Origin of the sequence: Citrobacter sp. Igbk 17 (assembly GCF_028069775.1) — a bacterium.
Lineage (GTDB): Bacteria > Pseudomonadota > Gammaproteobacteria > Enterobacterales > Enterobacteriaceae > Citrobacter.
Genome location: NZ_JANEWI010000009.1, coordinates 76,469 through 94,667 on the forward strand (window position 1 = coordinate 76,469; position 18,199 = coordinate 94,667).

Consider the following 18,199-nt stretch of genomic DNA (forward strand, 5'->3'; position numbering starts at 1 on the left):
ACCTCCCTTCCGGCTGAAGGGAGGTATCAGGCATCAGGAAACGTGCTGTAAAAATTCCTGCAAACGCTGGCTGGGTGGATTTTCAATCAGGGCTTGCGGATTACCATCTTCGGCAATACGTCCTTTATCGATGAAAATCAGGCGTGAGGCTACTTTTTCGGCGAAGCCAATTTCGTGAGTCACAATCACCATGGTCATCCCTTCTTCTGCCAGGTCCTGCATGACTTTCAGAACCTCATGACGCAGTTCCGGGTCCAGTGCCGAGGTTGGCTCGTCAAACAGCATCATTTTCGGCTTCACCGCCAGCGCACGGGCAATGGCAACACGCTGCTGCTGACCGCCGGAAAGCTCAGAAGGGTAGTGGTGGGCACGCTCGGCCAGACCGACTTTTGCCAGCAGCTCTTTGGCCAGTTTTTCAGCCTGTTCTTTTTTCGCCCCGCGTACGCGTAGAGGGCCAAACATGACGTTTTCCAGCGCAGTCAGATGGGGGAACAGATAGAACTGCTGAAATACCATCCCGGCTTCCTGGCGGATTAACCGTTCATCGACCTTGGGATCGTTGACTTTCAGACCATCAACAATCAGGTCACCGGAGGTAATTTCTTCCAGCTTGTTAATGCAACGCAGCAGTGTAGATTTACCGGAGCCAGATGGCCCGATAATCACCACAACTTCACCTTGTTTAATATTCAGATCGATGTTGTGTAGCACCTGGGTTGGACCAAAGTGCTTAGAAACGTTTTTAAATTCAATCACAGGATTTTCATCCTTCTTTCCAGACGACGCAGAATGAAGCTCAGCACCAGCGTAATGATCAAGTAGAACACCGCAACGGCGCTCCAGATTTCCAGCGCGCGGAAGTTACCAGCAATGATTTCCTGACCCTGACGCGTCAGTTCCGCGACGCCAATGACGATAAACAGCGAGGTATCTTTGATGCTGATGATCCACTGGTTGCCCAGCGGTGGCAGCATACGACGCAGCGCAAGAGGTAAAATAACGTGGCGGATGGTCTCCGTGCGTGAAAGCCCAAGCGCCAGGCCAGCCTCGCTGAATCCTTTATGGATTGAGAGTACCGCACCGCGCGTGATTTCTGCGATATAGGCACCGGAGTTAATCATGATGGTGACAACAGCGGCACTGAAGGGGTCAATACGTAAATCGTTAAACGCCATTGGCAGGGCGAAGTAGATAAACATGACCTGTACAACGATTGGCGTACCGCGGATGACCTCGATAAAGACCAGCGCGACGTGGTTGGCTATCCAACCGCCGAAGGTACGCGCAAAACCTGCTGCAAGCCCGATAATCAGACCGCCGGCCAGACCGAGGATTGAAATCCACAGGGTCATTTTGGCGCCTTCTATCAAAAGTGGGATGGCGGGCCAGATGGCACTCCAGTCAAACTGCATATGTCGTTCCTGTTACCGTGGTGAAAATAGTCAAATGCCTGTTTTACCGGATGTATTTATCCGGCTTACAGGTCTCAATAATGCTGGCGTAGACCCGGTAAGCATCACGCTACCGGGGTTACGCTGTAGGTTATTATTTAGGTTCAGTACCGAACCATTTTTTGTAGATTTCGTTGTAAGTGCCGTTCTCTTTCAGCGTTTTCAGCGCGCCGTTCACTTTCTCACGCAGTGCATCGCTGCCTTTCGGGAAGGCGATACCGTACTGCTGGGCTTCCAGGGAATCACCTACAGCTTTGAACTGACCGTTGCCGGCAGTTTTGATGAAGTACAGAATGTTTGGTGTATCGTGCAGTACCGCGTCTGCGCGGTTGGTACCCAGCTCCATATACGCGTTATCAATGTTCGGGAACTGACGCAGGTCTTTGGTTTTGATGTTCGCTTTTGCGTAATCCACTGAGCCGGTACCGCTTTTCACTGCGACGACTTTACCGTCCAGATCTTTTACGCTTTTCACATCGTTATTGTTCGCTTTGACCATCACTAACAGGCCGCTTTTGTAGTAGCCGTCAGAGAAGTCGATGGCTTTTTTACGCTCTTCGGTAATGGTGATACCTGCCAGCGCCAAATCGACGTTTTTAGTTTGCAGGGCCGGGATGATGCCGCTGAAATCCATAGGTTTCAGTTCATAATCCAGTTTTAATTCTTTAGCGACGGCAGCCCACAGATCCACATCAAAACCAACGTATTTGTCGCCCTGTTTGAATTCAAAGGGAACAAAGGCGGTGTCGGTTGCGACAACGAGTTTCTTATCTGCGGCATGGGAGGACACCGCAAAAGCCAGGGTAAGTGCAGCCAGTGAAACTTTTAATACAGACTTCATAGGATTTCCTTTTATATCCACGGGGCGATCCCCTGCGAGAACATATGGCTTAATGAAAAAATCGTGCCAATTTTGCAACTCATTGTTTTAAAAAGAGGGTGTCTCATTTTGTTGCACAATAAGTAGGGCAAAGCGGGCTGGTTGCACCGTTTCAGGGCACCCATTTGGTGCGTGACGGGCGTGGTGCAAACGGTATGACTATTTAGCGTAAAAATTGTTGATAAAACAATCTTTCGTTAACGATTGTGTGAAGTGATTATTACAAATAATTTACTTTGGAGTGACGAACGATCAATGTTATGCACCATAGAAGTGCAAAACCCCCGCAAATGCGAGGGTAATATAGGTATTTCTTATATGTCTGTTATTCGATATTCGCTTCGATAAACCACAAGAATTTGTCGAGGTCACGGGAAGCCGCAGTGAAGATATCTGCTGTATCCTCGTCTTTTGCTTCGCTTATCGCTTTACGTACGCTGTTAGCAACCACGGCATAACGTTCAGCCAGCTCTTTTAAGTGGTCCTGTACGTTATGGATATCCAGTGGGTAGCTTTTCAGTGGCGTTTTGCTGTTAATAACCTGAGTTGTCCCCAGTGCAACACCGCCTAACTGTACGGCACGCTCAGCCATGGTATCAAGGTGATCGGTCAGTGCAGTCCGGAAACCATCCAGCATTTCATGTACGGCAATAAAGTTTGCGCCGCGCATATTCCAGTGTGCCTGTTTGGTGATCAGTGACAGGTCGATGAATTGGATCACCTGCTGATTCAGCAGTTCAACGGTCGCTTTTTTATCGCTGTCTGTTACATCGTTGCGGGTATAAAGGAGGGCAGATGCTTTTGTTTTTACCAGTTTTGCGGTACTCATAATTTCATATCCTCTTGATGTTTACGTCCCAAATCTTCAACGAGGATAAGTATAGCGCTAATTTCAGTTTTATTTTTCCGGTGTTACCTATCACTTTAATAGTGAGGCGAATGAAAATATAAAATATGATTATAAATCAATATGATAAGTTATTTTGGTGCAGTGGAATGTTATTATTGTGTTAATGCTATGCCTCAGCATAAATAGCGTGCTTCAACGGGGAAGTAAAGGGCGATAATAATAGTGGGGATATATAACAAGATATTCTGCATGATTATGCAAACCATGCAGAATATTGGCAGGTTAATTCACGTCAACTTGCTTAATTTGTGGGTCTTTGCGGATGGTGAGCGTAGAGCCCATTGACGCAGCAATAATCGCTCCCAGAGCCAGCGTCTGGACAAGCGTCAGCGTTTCACCGAGGAAAATCATCCCAGACACCGCCGCCAGTGCGGGCTCCATACTCATCAGTGTCCCAAAGGTACGTGTAGGCAGTCGCGTTAATGCGATCATTTCCAGCGAATAGGGAAGCGCAGTTGAGAGGACCGCTACCGCTAAGCCCAACGGGAGAATAGACCAGTGCCACAGCGCATCACCTGCCTGAATGACGCCAATCGGCACAAAAACCAGCGCTGCGATTAATGAACCTACTGCGACCGTTGCCGGACCATGTTCTGCGCCTGCGCGTTGCCCGGTAAGAATATAGATAGCCCAGCAGGCACCAGCCCCCAATGCCAGCGCGGCACCGGTTAAATCAACGTGAGAAACGTCCTGGCCTAACGGCAGCAGGAACCAAAGTCCGAGTACGGCCAGCGCAACCCAAATAAAATCTACCGGGCGTCGGGAGGAAAATAACGCCACTGCAAGCGGGCCGGTAAACTCCAGTGCTACGGCAATACCTAGCGGTACAGTCTGAATTGACAGGTAAAAGAGATAGTTCATCCCACCCAGAGACAAACCATAAAACAGCAGGGGAAGACGTTGCTCTTTGGCAAAACGTAAACGCCAGGGTTTAAAGAATGCAATAAGGATGAGCGTTCCCAGAGCGAGGCGCAGGGCAGTAACGCCTGGCGCACCGACGAGAGGGAACAGCGATTTCGCCAGCGATGCGCCGCTTTGAATAGAGGACATAGCTATCAGCAAAACCAAAATAGGCAACCAGACTGGCGCTTTACGTGACGACCCCGGCATCCTTTCTCCTGTCAAATGATGGTTACACACCTTCCCCACAGGACGCCGCAGATTTGCTGCGATGCGCGTGAGTTTGTGTATAGAAAAGTAAAACAGCGAGTGTAATGGAAATACGCTCGGCTGGTTGAGTATTCGTTGAAAAAAAAATTACTGAGATCCGTACAATGGCATGAAAACGATGGATTAATAATCTGCGCGATTTGGAATCATCTGGATGAATGTGCCGTGTTGTGCGCGCAATAATGGCATAAATCATTAGAAAAGTGATGTTAATTGAAAGAGATAGCGGGTTTCTGAAATGTTCTGTTACATGAAAAGCTCCGTTAGACATCGCGAATCGCAAAGAGTTTCCCATCAGTTTTTGGTATATTTAAAACTTAAGATTTACTTGAAGCACATTTGAGGTGGTTATGAAAAAAATTGCATGTCTTTCAGCACTGGCCGCTGTTCTGGCTTTCTCCGCAGGTACCGCTGTAGCTGCTACTTCTACCGTTACTGGTGGTTACGCTCAGAGCGATGCTCAGGGCGCAGCGAACAAAATGAACGGTTTCAACCTGAAGTATCGTTATGAGCAGGACAACAGCCCGCTGGGCGTGATCGGTTCCTTCACTTACACTGAAAAAGATCGTACCGACTCGTTTGGTGATTACAACAAAACCCAATACTACGGCATCACTGCAGGTCCGGCTTACCGTCTGAATGACTGGGCAAGCGTCTACGGTGTTGTAGGTGTTGGCTACGGTAAATTCCAGGATGCAGCAACGCCTGCTGACAAACACGACACCAGCGACTACGGTTTCTCTTACGGTGCCGGTGTGCAGTTCAACCCGATCGAAAACGTTGCTCTGGACTTCTCTTACGAGCAGAGCCGTATTCGTAGCGTTGACGTAGGTACCTGGATCGCGGGTGTTGGTTACCGCTTCTAATCACTTCGGTGATATAAAAAATCCGCCTTCTGGGGCGGATTTTTTTTGCCTGTAATACAGGAAGGCGTGTCGTTGCAGGCCTGATAAGCGCAGCGCATCAGACATTATTTCGTGCCGGGTAGCGGCTAAATGCCTTATCCGGCCTGGAAGGGGACTATTTGGTCTCGAAGATATCAGTGCCCAAATGGTTGTAGTCCACCTTCTGCAATTTAAAGTTGGTGATATACACTGGCCCAGCTTTTTTCTCAGAGATAAAGCGGTAGCTGTTGGTAATTTCCTTCGCGCTGATCCCCGTCCACTGTGAGAAAAAACTCAGGAAATCATTCGCCGAGCGGCGGGCTTTAATCACCCGATGCGCTTTGTCATCGCTGGACAGTACCATAAAGGGGACCTGGAAGTTCTGCTGGAACTGGTCGTCATGGGCAAGGTACTGCACCTCTTTTCCACGCTCTTTAAAGGCGAGGCCATGATCGGAGAAATAGACCATGGAGAAGCTACTGCCGCTGTTACGCAACTGCTCGTAAAGCTGGCGCAGCAGATCGTCGGTTTGCGTCATGGTGTACAGATAACAGGAGGTCTCTTTCGACTGGACGAACGTGTCATATTTCCCTTGAGTACGATCGCAGGCCTGCGGGTGAGAACCCATTAAATGCAGCACAATCAGTTGCGGCTGGGTGCGTTCGGTAGCCAGCACCTGAGCGGTCATTTTCAACAAGGCTTCATCACGGGTGTTTTTATCGGCTTCGAAGTCACCGTTTTTCAGGAAGTGCACTTCGTCGGCCCGTTTCGCGATGCTGGCTATTGCCGTATCGTATTCACCGATCTGCCCCTGATTGGAAAACCACCACGTCTGGAACCCCGCGCGGTTGGCCAGCGTGACAAAGTTATCCTGGAACTGAGGCTTATTATCGACGACCCGGTTTAGCGTTAAGCCGAGCGATTTTTGCGTGGAGCCGCTGGCAGCAATGTAATCAGTAAAAATGTAGCCATTAACGGTGCTGGAAAACGGCGTGTTATCCCAGTGACCGCCAAACGCGCCTAACGCATCGCGTCGGGCACTTTCACCGATGACCACAACATAGGTGTGATATTTCGGCTTCACTCCGGTGACTGTCCAGCTGTCTTTCACGCTCGACAGCTTTGCCATGCGCTCTTGCTCGTCGAGCACTTCGTTATTGTTGACGATAACGTCCTTGGCAAAGCGGAAAACCGGGTAACCGGTATCTTTTAACTTGAAAACGCCGCCCCATGCCAGGTTTTGTACCGGAGTAACAAAGAATGCAACGATGCTAAACAGCAAACACAGGCTGTCGTACTTGTTCCAGCGACGTTTCTGCTCGTCTTTTTTACGCCGTACGGCGATAACGCCGAGCGCAAAAATAAACACGCCAACCAGGTAATTGTACCAGGGGAAGATGGTCAGGATTTCGGTCGACTCTTCCATGTTGGTCGAGTGCAGCGCCAACAACGTATTGAAGTTTGGCGAGCCGTAAGCCTGGCCGAATGGGAAATACATCGCTGCAATCAGTGAACAGATGCCAATCAGCGTTTTTTGCGCGCGCGGCGCAGTACGCCACAACAGCATCAATACACAGGTAAAGGCAACGCTATAAAGAAGGCTTAGTGGGTAGCCCAGCGCGAGGTTGATCAGCAGAGACTGTAAAAAATAAAAGCCAGTCCACGGACTAATAGCCCGGCTACGAGCAATAAGTGAATCTTTGAGGGTTAAATTCATATGCCACTGTTGCAAAAACGCCATGTGCTACCCCTGGCGCAAAGGGTCATGCCTGCCTGAGAGAGCGAGAAGAGGGAATGGGTCCGCATCCGCGAGCCGCAATATATGCAGGGCTGCGAAAAGATAGAGTGTGTGCATGAGAAGGTCAACTACTACAAAGAAATTGTTTTGAGAGGGCAACTGCAAAACAGACAAAAAGAAGGGTTATTTGGACGAAACCGATCACCGTAATCAGGTTACGACAAAAAAATGAAGCGGCGTACCGCGACGCCGCATTATTTTGCTGAGGGTTTATCCTGCTCTGGTTTGCCGTTAATCATGTCACACAGCATTGAGATCAGCATCAACCGTACTTTAAAGGGAGAGTGGCTAAACACGCGTATACACCTCTTAAATTCATTCATACAAACCTCCTGACTTCACGATCCCATCAGTCCTTGAGGGATGTCTTTATTATATACAGATATAGCACAGGCTATATTATATAGCTATTGCTAAAACGTTAATTTTTTGTGCCCGCGCAACTCTGGTTTACAATGAGCGTTCTCTAATCAGATGCTGTTAACGCGTCACAGGAACGAGGAAGCAGAATGAGTCGTCGCGCAGGTATGCCAACAACAAAAAAAGTGACGCAATTGGTGAATGTCGAAGAACACGTTGAAGGATTTCGTCAGGTCCGCGAGGCACATCGCCGTGAGCTGATTGATGACTACGTAGAGCTGATTTCCGATCTCATTATCGAGGTGGGGGAGGCGCGTCAGGTGGATATGGCTGCTCGTCTTGGGGTTTCCCAACCGACGGTTGCCAAAATGCTTAAGCGCCTGGCCTCCGTTGGGTTGATTGAAATGATTCCCTGGCGTGGGGTGTTTTTAACCGCTGAAGGTGAGCGTCTGGCGCAGGAGAGCCGGGAACGCCATCAGATTGTGGAAAACTTCCTGCTGATGTTAGGTATCAGTCCGGAGATTGCCCGTCGCGATGCGGAGGGAATGGAGCATCATGTCAGTAAGGAAACGCTGGAGGCTTTTAGTCGGTTTACGCAACAGCAAGGAACAGGCTCTGAATGAGTTTTCCTTTTCTTCGCGCCTTACAGCGCGATCGTTTTTTCCAGCTGTTAATCCTCATCGGGGTTGTTCTGAGCCTGTTTGTGCCATTTACACCCTGGGCCTGGCCTGGGGCAATTGACTGGCACACAATTATTACACTAAGCGGCCTGATGCTGCTAACCAAAGGCGTGGAGCTAAGCGGTTACTTTGATGTATTAGGGCGCAAGATGACCCGCCGCTTCCACACGGAGCGTCAGCTAGCGATATTTATGGTGCTGGCGGCGGCGCTGCTGTCGACCTTTCTGACCAACGATGTCGCCTTATTTATTGTTGTTCCCCTTACCATTACCCTGAAAAAACTGTGCGCCATCCCGGTAAACCGCCTCATTATTTTTGAGGCGCTGGCGGTGAACGCAGGTTCTCTGCTGACACCGATAGGTAACCCGCAGAACATTCTGATGTGGGGGCGCTCTGGCCTGTCATTTACTGCGTTTACCTGGCAAATGGCACCGCTTGCTGGCACCATGATGCTGACGTTGGTGGTGCTGTGCTGGTTCAGTTTCCCACATAAAACGCTGCACTATCATAGCGGTACGCGCGCACCTGACTGGCAGCCTCGGTTGGTGTGGAGCTGCCTGGCGCTGTATATCGTCTTCCTGATGGCACTGGAGCTCCAGCTTGAGCTGTGGGGCCTGGCGATTGTGGCGACTGGATTCATGATATTGGCTCGTCGTGTGATTTTAAGCGTGGACTGGACGTTGCTGCTGGTGTTTATGGCGATGTTTATTGATGTGCATTTGCTGACGCAGTTACCGGCGTTACACGGAATAACCAGTCAGATTGGCACGCTTTCAGCACCGGAGCTCTGGTTGACGGCAATCGGCTTATCGCAGTTTATCAGTAACGTTCCCAGCACTATTTTGTTGCTCAACTATGTTCCACCGACGCTATTGTTGGCCTGGGCGGTTAATATCGGCGGGTTCGGCCTGTTGCCGGGGTCGCTGGCGAATCTGATTGCTTTACGCATGGCGAATGACCGACGTATCTGGTGGCGTTTTCATCTGTATTCGGTGCCGATGCTGATATGGGCGGCGCTGGTGGGGTATGGTTTGTTGTTATTACTGTGAAAGCGGCATTGAGGCAATAAAAAAGGCGGATGATTCATCCGCCTTTTTCGTTTCAGGTATGTGCTTAGTTCAGACGAACCGGCATACCAGAGCGGTTCTGTACCGCCTGCTCAACGACGGCCTGATCGACGTCAGACTGACCGGTGATGCTGGTAATGCTCTTGTTCAGCGTAATCGGTACGATTTCGCCGCCTTCGAACTGCGCTTCAGTGGTAGACAGTGGGTTATGTACCTCAATGTAACGGCTACCGTCTGGTTCAGTGGTGGCTTTCACTGGCTCATCAATAAACTGGACGCGCGTACCGACCGGCACGTTTTCAAACAGGAATTTGATGTCATCGTTACGCAGACGCACGCAGCCATGGCTGACGCGTAAGCCGACGCCGAAGTTAGCGTTGGTACCGTGGATAGCATACAGACGGCCGATATACAGCGCGTACAGACCCATCGGGTTATCCGGACCTGCCGGAACAACGGCTGGCAGCGGTTCGCCCGCAGCACGGTATTCCGCATGCATTTTAGCGGTTGGCGTCCAGGTTGGGCCCGCTTTCTTACGTTCAACTTTGGTGGTCCAGTTGATAGGGGTGTCTTTACCTAACTGGCCGATACCGATTGGCAGAACGATGACGGTGTTGGTACCTTTCGGGTAGTAGTACAGACGCATTTCGGCGCTGTTAATCACAATACCTTCATGCACGGTATCCGGCAGGATCAGCTGCTGAGGAATGTTCAGTACGGTGCCGCCTTTTGGCAGGAAGGTATCCACGCCCGGGTTAGCTTCCAGCATGTTGGACAGACCCATCTGGTACTCTGCCGCATAGTATTCTAGCGGCTGGGTGTTGCCTTCAGGAATGGTGATAACCTGGTTTTGGCCAATTAAACGACTACCATCGGTAGGCAGCGGGTACGTGACGGCTGAAGCAGTGTTACAAAAACCAACTACCGCGAGCGCCGCCGCGAAAAGCGTTGTCAATTTCATATTCATTTTTGCGAGATTCTGAAGCCAAGCAGGCTAGTGGGTTGAGATTTATGTAGTGTTGGGCACGCATTATATGTGCATTCTGAGCAACAAGGAATTCGGATGTGTACTAAATCACACTTTTTTCCTTTTGCTTTCACTTTATCTGTGCAGCATGAACGGCGCGATCTTATTGCAGACTTATGGCATAATAAGCGGTTTGTCACATATTTCTTTCTCTTTTCAGGATACGCCAGTGTTAGTTTCCAGCAACGTCACTATGCAGTTCGGCAGTAAGCCGCTGTTTGAAAATATTTCCGTCAAATTTGGCGGCGGCAATCGTTACGGCCTGATTGGCGCGAACGGTAGCGGTAAATCCACATTTATGAAAATTCTCGGCGGCGACCTCGAACCGACGCTGGGTAACGTTTCACTCGATCCGAACGAGCGCATCGGTAAGCTGCGTCAGGATCAGTTCGCCTTTGAAGAGTTCACCGTTCTCGACACCGTTATTATGGGGCACGCTGAACTGTGGGAAGTGAAGCAGGAACGCGACCGTATCTACGGCCTGGCCGAGATGAGCGAAGAAGACGGCTATAAAGTGGCTGACCTCGAAGTTCAATATGGTGAAATGGACGGCTACTCTGCGGAAGCCCGTGCGGGTGAACTGCTGCTGGGCGTCGGCATTCCGGTAGAACAGCATTACGGCCCGATGAGCGAAGTTGCACCCGGCTGGAAACTGCGTGTCCTTCTGGCGCAGGCGCTGTTCTCTAACCCGGACATTCTGCTGCTCGACGAACCAACGAACAACCTGGATATCGACACTATCCGCTGGCTGGAGCAGACGCTGAACGAGCGTGACAGCACCATGATCATCATTTCGCACGACCGTCACTTCCTGAACATGGTCTGTACGCATATGGCGGATCTGGACTACGGCGAACTGCGCGTTTATCCGGGCAACTACGACGAATACATGACGGCGGCGACTCAGGCTCGTGAGCGTCTGCTGGCTGATAACGCCAAGAAAAAAGCGCAGATTGCCGATCTGCAATCCTTCGTCAGCCGCTTTAGCGCCAACGCATCTAAATCTAGACAGGCGACCTCGCGTGCGCGTCAGATCGATAAGATTAAGCTCGACGAAGTGAAAGCCTCCAGCCGTCAGAACCCGTTCATCCGCTTCGAACAGGATAAGAAACTGTTCCGTAACGCGCTGGAAGTGGAAGCCCTGACTAAAGGATTCGAGGAAGGCCCGCTGTTTAAAAACTTTAATCTGCTGCTGGAAGTGGGAGAGAAGGTTGCCATCATTGGTGCCAACGGCGTGGGTAAATCCACCATGCTGAAAACGTTGGTTGGCGATTTGCAGCCGGACAACGGTACCGTTAAGTGGTCTGAAAATGCCCAGGTCGGTTACTACGCGCAGGATCACGAATATGAGTTTGAAAACGATCTGACCGTATTCGAGTGGATGAGCCAGTGGAAACAGGAAGGCGACGATGAGCAGGTTGTGCGCAGCTTCCTCGGTCGTCTGCTGTTCAGTCAGGATGACATCAAGAAGCCTGCCAAGGTGCTCTCCGGTGGTGAAAAAGGGCGCATGTTGTTTGGCAAGCTGATGATGCAGAAACCGAATATCCTGGTTATGGATGAACCAACCAACCACCTGGATATGGAATCAATCGAATCGCTGAACATGGCACTGGAAATGTATCAGGGTACGCTGATCTTTGTTTCTCACGACCGTGAGTTCGTCAGTTCGCTGGCAACCCGTGTGATTGAAATTACGCCGGAACGCGTGATCGACTTCACCGGGAACTACGAAGATTATCTGCGGACTAAAGGCGTCGAATAACGTTTCCGTCTTTATGCGCGTTACAGGTGTGTTGGCTGCACCTGTAACGCGAAATACTTAGGGGGAATTGGGGTTATTACAAATTAGATAATCCCCAGCGCGCGCTTACCGTGGATATTCAGATCCTCCAGTGTAAAGCGGCCTTCCCAGTTCGTTTCATAATCTTCACGCGGAAAATCACCTGGTGATGTGCCTTTTTCCAGGGCCGTCTTCACTTTATGGGCGTAGGCCAGATTCTTCTCACACATCGGTGCGGCAGGGATGTACATCACATTACCCCAGCCCTGTTGATTTTCCACCGGCGCAACGGCGTGAATGACATCACAATGCCACCACACTGAATCTCCGGCCTCCAGTTGTGGAATGCTGGTTAACGCCTCCATCAGTAGTGGGTGCCACTGTTCTGACACCGGCAATACTCTGCCTGGCGCGACGCCACACAGTTCATCATCCGGGACATCGTCCAGCAGGGGACGCAACAGCACATAAGCCATCGCTTCCGGAATAGGAACAACATGCAGTAGCCCCTGGCCTGGCAGCATATCGGACAGTGCAGTCCAACCCTGGAAGGTCCGAAACACTGAGCACTTCGTGGTGTTATCTACCGTGTACTCTTCGACATCGGTGCGATGTGCAGCATGCCACGGATCGTACTCTGCCAGCTTGCCGTTAAAGACATTGGCGAAAACACGCTGATAAGCCGGAAGCAGCCAGCGCTCCAGTGCTCCGGAGTCGGTGTGTGCGCCCAGCCCTTTGGACGTCGTTCCTGGCGGGCGGCGGCGAATACGGTCAGGATAAATGACGCTGACATCCGGGTTAAACCACTGCTTACCGTCACTTTCAAACGTCCATAAGCGATTGAGAAAGGACTGTGCATTCGCCATCTCCTCACTCTGATGGGCCTGCATTTGCGCCTGTGACCAGTAGATCGGATAGATCTCTGGACGCGATGCGCTCAGGGTACCGAAGAAATTATCCCCTGGTCCCTTATAGCGTTCATCAAAGTGATTGCGATCCAGATAGTCCAGCATCGATTGATCCCAGCCCAAAGCCTGTTCGCGAGGGAAATGGCCTTTAATAACAGCACAACCGCGACGCTTAATGTCTTCACGCTGCTCTGCACTCACGCGACCTGCTTTGATATCGGCATATGACAACACCGGCCAGACCGCGGAACCTTGCGCTTTAAGGTCGTTGATTTCCGCCACACGGCTGGCGATGCCCTCACTAAGTTGATTGAAAATCAACTGGACGTCCCCGAGCTGTGCCCGCAGCTGTTGCTTCATCTGACGGATTGCCGCTTTGTGGTCGGCGGGCAATGTGTTGCTGGTAAAAGTAAAAGCCATAACCACCTCGCATAACTTTCATTTGAAACTTATTTAACTTACAAATGCAATATAAGTTAAAAATAAGTTAATGCAAGTTTAAAAACTTGATGGCGTGCACGAAATGCAAAAACGGTGAGAACCGGAGCAGGTACTCCGGTCGGCAGGATCAGACGTTGAAAGGGGAGGTGTTATCCAGCACGGCCTGAATCACGTTCAGTGCACCTTGATGGTTATTATCGTCGGTCTGATAACGGGCAATAAATTTGATGTTCTCGGCTGCATTGGCCATGGCGAAAGAGTAGTGCGCCATTTTCAACATTTCCGCATCGTTGCCACTGTCGCCGATGGCGACGACGTTTTGTGGTGACAGGTTCCAGCGTTTTAGCAGGCGGCTGATACCGTTGGCTTTATGTAAACCTGGAATAATCAGATCGATAAACCCGAAGCCGCTGGTGACGGGCTTCATAATGCCATCCAGCGCAGCATGCAGGTGATCGATAACCAATGGGATTTGTTGGTCTGGTAAATTTAGCGAGAACTTGAACAGCACATCGTCGATATCCTGATAATCCTTTACGGGCTTCAGGCGATGGTAGTGTTTTGACATCAACGCCACAAAAGATTCCGGGGCGTTTTCACTGACATAGGCGCTTTGCAGACCACAAGCCACGAAGTTGAGCTGTTTATCTTTTAGCAGTTCACCAATGACAATACGGGACTCGTGGCGGGTTAGCTCGCCGTGAAACAGCTGTTTACCATGTTCAAACACCAATGCACCGTTCTCGGCGACAAAAGAGATCTCATCTTTGAGTTCCGGGAAAAAAGAGATGAGCTGGTAATACTGGTTGCCGCTGGCCACGACAAATTCAATGTTGCGTTTTTTCAGTTCCTGATACTGCGCCATAAATCGTACGCGATCGTACTTTTTGGCATCATCGAGAAACGTTCCGTCCATATCTGTGACGATAACGTTGATGGTCATACTGGCTCCTGGCTCATTACTGCGACCAGAAATATTCTAATAACAATGTGACCTGAAGCACAAATTTAATTTCGAATGAAAGTTTCACGGTCGTCTTCAACGTCACTGGTGCGTGAAAGACGGGGGGGCGTGCTGTTGTTGTAAGCCGGATAAGCGTCAGCGCATCCGGCAATGGGGAGGGTAGTGTGCCGGATGACGGCGTGAACGCCTTATCCGGCCTACGGGAACGTGACTTGCACTCCGGATATCGGCGTGCTCAGGATTACTAATAACAATGTGACCTGAAGCACAAATTTAATTTCGAATGAAAGTTTTCCCGTTGTCTTTCACGCCACAGGTGCGTGAAAGACGGGGGATTGTGCTGTCGTTGTAGGCCGGATAAGCGTCAGCGCATCCGGCAATGGGGAGGGTAGTGTGCCGGATGGCAGTGTGGAGTCTCATCCGGCCAGCAATATTGTTTACAGCATGTGTTCAGTACGGGCGATAATGTCGTCCTGCGCATCCGGAGACAGCGCAGTGAAGAAAGCGGAATAGCCTGCGACACGAACGACCAGGTCACGGTACTGATCCGGGTGTTTTTTCGCGTCCAGCAACGTTTCACGAGACACGATGTTGTACTGAATATGCCAGCCTTTGTGCTCTTCAAAGAAAGTCCGCAGCAGGAAAATCAGCTTCTGTTTATCAGACTCATTTTCCAGCGTTGCCGGATTCAGCTTCTGATTGAGCAGTACGCCGCCGAGAATCGAACCCGTGGGCAGTTTACCTACCGAGCCAATGACCGCCGTTGGGCCGAGGTGGTCAGTACCGGAAGCCGGGCTTGCACCCTCCGCCAGCGGTGTATGTGCTTTACGTCCATCCGGCGTTGCCATGGTTGCCGCGCCAAAGGGTACGTTTGCGGAGATGGAAGAGGTCCCGGCATAGTAGTTACCGCCAACCGGGCCGCGGCCGTAGCGCGGATTATGATACTGTTTAAGTTCGTCGATGTAAGTCTGATAAGCGCGAGCCAGCAGCGTATCAACGGAATCGTCGTCGTTACCGTACTTTGGCGCACCGTTGATTAAACGCTGGCGCAACTGCTCGTGGGTCAGACCGTCAAAATCGTCGGCCAGTGCGGCCGCCAGCTGTTGCTGACCGATTGTTCCTTGTTCAAAGACCAGTTTCTTCACCGCAGCCAGACTGTTGCCGAGGTTGGCAATCCCAACCTGTAATCCGGATACCCAGTCATATTTTGCGCCACCTTGCTTAATGCTTTTCGCGCGCTCAATACAATCGTCTACCAGTGCGGAACACAGAATGTCATGCACGTTCTCTTCCAGCATGGTGTCGACGACATATTCAATCTCAATAGATTTACGCGTGTAGTAGCGGATCTGCGTATCCCAGGCATCCATCACTTCGTCGAAATTGTTGAAATTACCGGCTGAGAGCGCTTTTTCCTGTGGCAGGAACACCTTGCCGCTGGTGGCATCACGACCTCCTTCCAGCGCCGCCAGCATAACGCGGGCAAAGTTAATAAAGCTCATGCCCGTGCAGCGGTAGCCCCATTTGCCTCCCACGGCGGTTTCGATGCAACCGATGGCCGCATAGTCATAGGCGTCCTCGGGTTCAATGCCGAGTTTGATAAATTCCGGGATAACGATTTCATCGTTATTGAATGCCGGCATGCCAAAGCCGCAGCGGATCACCTGCACGCAGGCGTCCAGGAAGTCATTACTCATCCCTGCGTGATAACGCACGCTCAGGTTTGGCTGCGTAGAACGCAGGCGGCCGCAGGACTCCAGAATGGCGTAGGAAAGTGGATTGACGGCATCCACCGCCTGACCCTTGATCAGATTCTGACCACCAATGGTGACGTTCTGATACAGCGGGCTGCCCGCCGAGGCTTTCGAGTGGGAGCCGGAGCGGATTTTGTTCACTTCCAGCAGCTTCAACCAGCAGCTGTGCAGCAGCTCAATGGCGTGCTCGCGGTCTAGGCTCTGGTTCAGCTCAACGTCGCGACGGTAGTACGGATAGAGATATTGGTCCATTCGGCCAAACGATACTGAGTGACCATTGGACTCAATCTGCAGGATCAACTGAATGAAGTAGCACAGTTGCAGCGCCTGCCAGAAGGTTTTTGGCGGTTCGTGGGCGATCACCTCGCAGTTTTCCGCTATTGCCAGCAGCTCATTGCGACGGTGGGTACGGGCTTCTGTTGAAGCCATCTTACGTGCCAGGTTGGCAAAGCGGGTAATGTGCAGGCTGACGGCCTCCAGCACAATATCAATTGCTTTCAGGAACTGTTCGCCATGGAGATCTTCAAGGCGGGTCAGATTGATGCGGGAACGGCGCTCATCAACTTTGTGGCGCAGGCCATCAATCCCTTTTTCCAGCAGCAGCGGGAAGTTTACCGCCAGGTGTGCGTCGCCGGAGGTCATGTTACCTTCGGCTTTGATAATGCCGGTTTCCAGCAGACTTTTTTGCTCGTCGGTAAACATCCCGTAGCAGCGATCCTGCACGGTCTGACCTCGCCACCACGGACACACTTCGTGTAATACGCGTTTATTCTCCTCGCTTACCGCGAAGCCTGCGCCCGGTCTGTCGGCGAGGTCGTCGATCTCTTTTTCGATCCACGACACGGTATATTCCGGGAAGATGGGGGCGGCGCGCACTTCGCTTGCCTGGTTGCCGATGATCAACTCGTCATGTTTGATCCAGATAGTGCGCTCCGCCAGGTGATGAGCCAGTGCCAGCGCACGACGTACCGGGATGGGTTTATCCAGGTGCTGCTGGTACATCTCGGTATAGTGCTGGGCGCGCTCGGTACAAACCGGTGGCTTCACGATGTGGATCAGTGCTGTTTTATGCGCGTTGATGCGGTCGCTGAGTGTGTCCAGTTTCAGAGTCGTCATGGCAGTTATCCTCGTAGGGTCGCGGTTAAACCTTTAAGGCTGGCGTACTGCTGGGCAAATTCGAGCAGTGCAGGCGCATCAAGCGGTTTTTCCGGGGCGTTGTAGGGTTGATTGAGTAAGAGGTATTTGTTGATGCCCAACGTGTGATAGGGCAAAAAATGGATCTCATCGACGTGCAGTTCGTCGGCAGCAAAATCGGTAATGGCCTGAATATCTTCAGCGTTGGCATTGAATCCCTGAATCAGCGGTACGCGGATAATCATTTTTTTACCCGCGGCGGCCAGTTTTTTCAGATTTTCCAGCACGCGTGCGGCACGCCCATCGGTCCACTGTTTAAACGGGGCGTCAGCCACATGTTTTAAATCAGCAAGAAACAGATCGATATGGGGTAATGAAGGCGCAATATATTTCCATGGGACATGCAGACAGGTTTCGACCGCCGTATGAATACCTGCATCGTGGCTGGCTTTGAATAATTCGGCTGCCAGCTCCGGCTGCATAAACGGTTCGCCGCCGGAAAGGGTGATTCCACCGCCACTGCGGTCGTAAAACGGTTTATCTCGCAATACGGTCGCCATGATATCGTCCACGCTTTTTATCTCTCCGCAGACGGTCAGCGCCTGAGTCGGGCAGCAGTGGGTCAGCGACGTGATGGCCTCATCGGTCAGTTTTTCACGGTGAATAAGCAGGCCATTCAGCGCACGTTCAACCACTTCCGGTGCAGCCTGCGCACACAGATCGCAACCCTCGAGGCACAAACGCGCGTCATAGAGCAGATCCTGCGTGCGGGCGCGGCTTTCCGGATTCTGGCACCAGCGGCAGCCCAGGGAGCATCCTTTAAGAAACACCACGGTACGAATACCGGGGCCATCGTGAGTGGAATAGCGCTGAATATTAAAAATCATAAGCGGCCTCTTTTCTTTCGTATAAAGATTAAATTACTTTCGAATGAAAGCTATATTGACGTGCGTCAACTAACCGTGAGGTTTCGCCGTGCTACCTTTTATTC

The 18,199-nt window shown here is 51.1% G+C and carries 16 protein-coding genes; 4 read left to right on the forward strand and 12 right to left on the reverse strand.

Annotation, left to right across the window (positions count from 1 at the left end; translation table 11 throughout):
- Positions 1-33: 33 nt before the first annotated feature.
- From glnQ to rhtA, 5 genes are all read right to left on the reverse strand, one after another.
- Positions 34-756 carry a glutamine ABC transporter ATP-binding protein GlnQ gene (glnQ, locus tag NNO08_RS07770; protein WP_271441272.1) on the reverse strand — a complete coding sequence of 241 codons (723 nt, stop codon included), beginning with the start codon at positions 754-756 and terminating at the stop codon, positions 34-36.
- On the reverse strand, positions 753-1,412 hold the full coding sequence (glnP, locus tag NNO08_RS07775) for a glutamine ABC transporter permease GlnP (protein WP_005123684.1): 660 nt from the start codon (positions 1,410-1,412) through the stop codon (positions 753-755). The genes glnQ and glnP overlap by 4 nt, the downstream gene beginning before the upstream one ends.
- A 133-nt stretch (positions 1,413-1,545) precedes the next feature.
- Positions 1,546-2,292, reverse strand: a complete 747-nt coding sequence (glnH, locus tag NNO08_RS07780) for a glutamine ABC transporter substrate-binding protein GlnH (RefSeq protein WP_271456484.1) — start codon at positions 2,290-2,292, stop codon at positions 1,546-1,548.
- Between the two features lie 364 nt (positions 2,293-2,656).
- Positions 2,657-3,160 (reverse strand): DNA starvation/stationary phase protection protein Dps, encoded by a 504-nt coding sequence (gene dps, locus NNO08_RS07785; protein ID WP_005123679.1) that lies wholly within the window; start codon positions 3,158-3,160, stop codon positions 2,657-2,659.
- Positions 3,161-3,463: 303 nt separating this feature from the next.
- The gene (gene rhtA, locus NNO08_RS07790) at positions 3,464-4,351 is read right to left on the reverse strand and encodes a threonine/homoserine exporter RhtA (RefSeq protein ID WP_271442741.1); all 888 of its coding nucleotides are present in this window, start codon (positions 4,349-4,351) and stop codon (positions 3,464-3,466) included.
- Between the two features lie 410 nt (positions 4,352-4,761).
- Between rhtA and ompX the strand changes: the two genes are divergently transcribed.
- A complete protein-coding gene (ompX, locus tag NNO08_RS07795) occupies positions 4,762-5,277 on the forward strand; it encodes an outer membrane protein OmpX (RefSeq protein ID WP_048212190.1) in 516 nt (171 codons plus the stop codon).
- Between the two features lie 154 nt (positions 5,278-5,431).
- On the opposite strand, the gene NNO08_RS07800 is transcribed toward ompX, so the two are convergent.
- Both NNO08_RS07800 and mntS read right to left on the reverse strand, forming a co-directional pair.
- Complete coding sequence (locus tag NNO08_RS07800) at positions 5,432-7,012, reverse strand: phosphoethanolamine transferase (RefSeq protein ID WP_271449738.1); 1,581 nt, start codon at positions 7,010-7,012, stop codon at positions 5,432-5,434.
- 275 nt (positions 7,013-7,287) lie between these two features.
- Positions 7,288-7,416, reverse strand: a complete 129-nt coding sequence (gene mntS, locus NNO08_RS07805) for a manganase accumulation protein MntS (RefSeq protein WP_137384317.1) — start codon at positions 7,414-7,416, stop codon at positions 7,288-7,290.
- 186 nt (positions 7,417-7,602) lie between these two features.
- On the opposite strand from mntS, the gene mntR reads away from it, so the two are divergent.
- Entirely contained in the window at positions 7,603-8,076 is a 474-nt protein-coding gene (mntR, locus tag NNO08_RS07810; protein WP_003831586.1) for a manganese-binding transcriptional regulator MntR, read from the forward strand.
- Positions 8,073-9,182 (forward strand): anion transporter, encoded by a 1,110-nt coding sequence (locus NNO08_RS07815; protein WP_271456485.1) that lies wholly within the window; start codon positions 8,073-8,075, stop codon positions 9,180-9,182. Before mntR ends, NNO08_RS07815 begins: the two co-directional genes overlap by 4 nt.
- 64 nt (positions 9,183-9,246) lie before the next feature.
- Here NNO08_RS07815 and ldtB read toward each other — a convergent pair whose 3' ends face one another.
- On the reverse strand, positions 9,247-10,167 hold the full coding sequence (gene ldtB, locus NNO08_RS07820) for a L,D-transpeptidase (RefSeq protein ID WP_126318723.1): 921 nt from the start codon (positions 10,165-10,167) through the stop codon (positions 9,247-9,249).
- Between the two features lie 229 nt (positions 10,168-10,396).
- On the opposite strand from ldtB, the gene NNO08_RS07825 reads away from it, so the two are divergent.
- A complete protein-coding gene (locus tag NNO08_RS07825) occupies positions 10,397-11,989 on the forward strand; it encodes an ABC-F family ATPase (RefSeq protein WP_137384314.1) in 1,593 nt (530 codons plus the stop codon).
- Between the two features lie 83 nt (positions 11,990-12,072).
- Here the strand turns inward: NNO08_RS07825 and NNO08_RS07830 are convergent, their stop codons facing one another.
- From NNO08_RS07830 to NNO08_RS07845, 4 genes are all read right to left on the reverse strand, one after another.
- Positions 12,073-13,335, reverse strand: coding sequence for a DUF1479 domain-containing protein (locus NNO08_RS07830; protein ID WP_271456486.1), 1,263 nt, complete (start codon positions 13,333-13,335; stop codon positions 12,073-12,075).
- 148 nt (positions 13,336-13,483) lie between these two features.
- The gene (locus NNO08_RS07835; RefSeq protein WP_271449709.1) at positions 13,484-14,299 is read right to left on the reverse strand and encodes a Cof-type HAD-IIB family hydrolase; all 816 of its coding nucleotides are present in this window, start codon (positions 14,297-14,299) and stop codon (positions 13,484-13,486) included.
- 458 nt (positions 14,300-14,757) lie between these two features.
- Positions 14,758-17,190, reverse strand: coding sequence for a formate C-acetyltransferase/glycerol dehydratase family glycyl radical enzyme (locus NNO08_RS07840; protein WP_271456487.1), 2,433 nt, complete (start codon positions 17,188-17,190; stop codon positions 14,758-14,760).
- 5 nt (positions 17,191-17,195) lie between these two features.
- Entirely contained in the window at positions 17,196-18,095 is a 900-nt protein-coding gene (locus NNO08_RS07845) for a glycyl-radical enzyme activating protein (protein ID WP_271456488.1), read from the reverse strand.
- Positions 18,096-18,199: the final 104 nt, after the last annotated feature.

Bases quoted from the DNA above. Each gene is read 5' to 3' on its own strand.
- mntR (WP_003831586.1), top strand. From the start codon at position 7,603: ATGAGTCGTCGCGCAGGTATGCCAACAACAAAAAAAGTGACGCAATTG.
- mntS (WP_137384317.1), bottom strand. From the start codon at position 7,416: ATGAATGAATTTAAGAGGTGTATACGCGTGTTTAGCCACTCTCCCTTT.
- rhtA (WP_271442741.1), bottom strand. From the start codon at position 4,351: ATGCCGGGGTCGTCACGTAAAGCGCCAGTCTGGTTGCCTATTTTGGTT.
- NNO08_RS07830 (WP_271456486.1), bottom strand. From the start codon at position 13,335: ATGGCTTTTACTTTTACCAGCAACACATTGCCCGCCGACCACAAAGCG.
- dps (WP_005123679.1), bottom strand. From the start codon at position 3,160: ATGAGTACCGCAAAACTGGTAAAAACAAAAGCATCTGCCCTCCTTTAT.
- NNO08_RS07845 (WP_271456488.1), bottom strand. From the start codon at position 18,095: ATGATTTTTAATATTCAGCGCTATTCCACTCACGATGGCCCCGGTATT.
- NNO08_RS07835 (WP_271449709.1), bottom strand. From the start codon at position 14,299: ATGACCATCAACGTTATCGTCACAGATATGGACGGAACGTTTCTCGAT.
- glnP (WP_005123684.1), bottom strand. From the start codon at position 1,412: ATGCAGTTTGACTGGAGTGCCATCTGGCCCGCCATCCCACTTTTGATA.
- NNO08_RS07800 (WP_271449738.1), bottom strand. From the start codon at position 7,012: ATGAATTTAACCCTCAAAGATTCACTTATTGCTCGTAGCCGGGCTATT.
- glnH (WP_271456484.1), bottom strand. From the start codon at position 2,292: ATGAAGTCTGTATTAAAAGTTTCACTGGCTGCACTTACCCTGGCTTTT.
- NNO08_RS07815 (WP_271456485.1), top strand. From the start codon at position 8,073: ATGAGTTTTCCTTTTCTTCGCGCCTTACAGCGCGATCGTTTTTTCCAG.
- ompX (WP_048212190.1), top strand. From the start codon at position 4,762: ATGAAAAAAATTGCATGTCTTTCAGCACTGGCCGCTGTTCTGGCTTTC.
- ldtB (WP_126318723.1), bottom strand. From the start codon at position 10,167: ATGAATATGAAATTGACAACGCTTTTCGCGGCGGCGCTCGCGGTAGTT.
- NNO08_RS07840 (WP_271456487.1), bottom strand. From the start codon at position 17,190: ATGACGACTCTGAAACTGGACACACTCAGCGACCGCATCAACGCGCAT.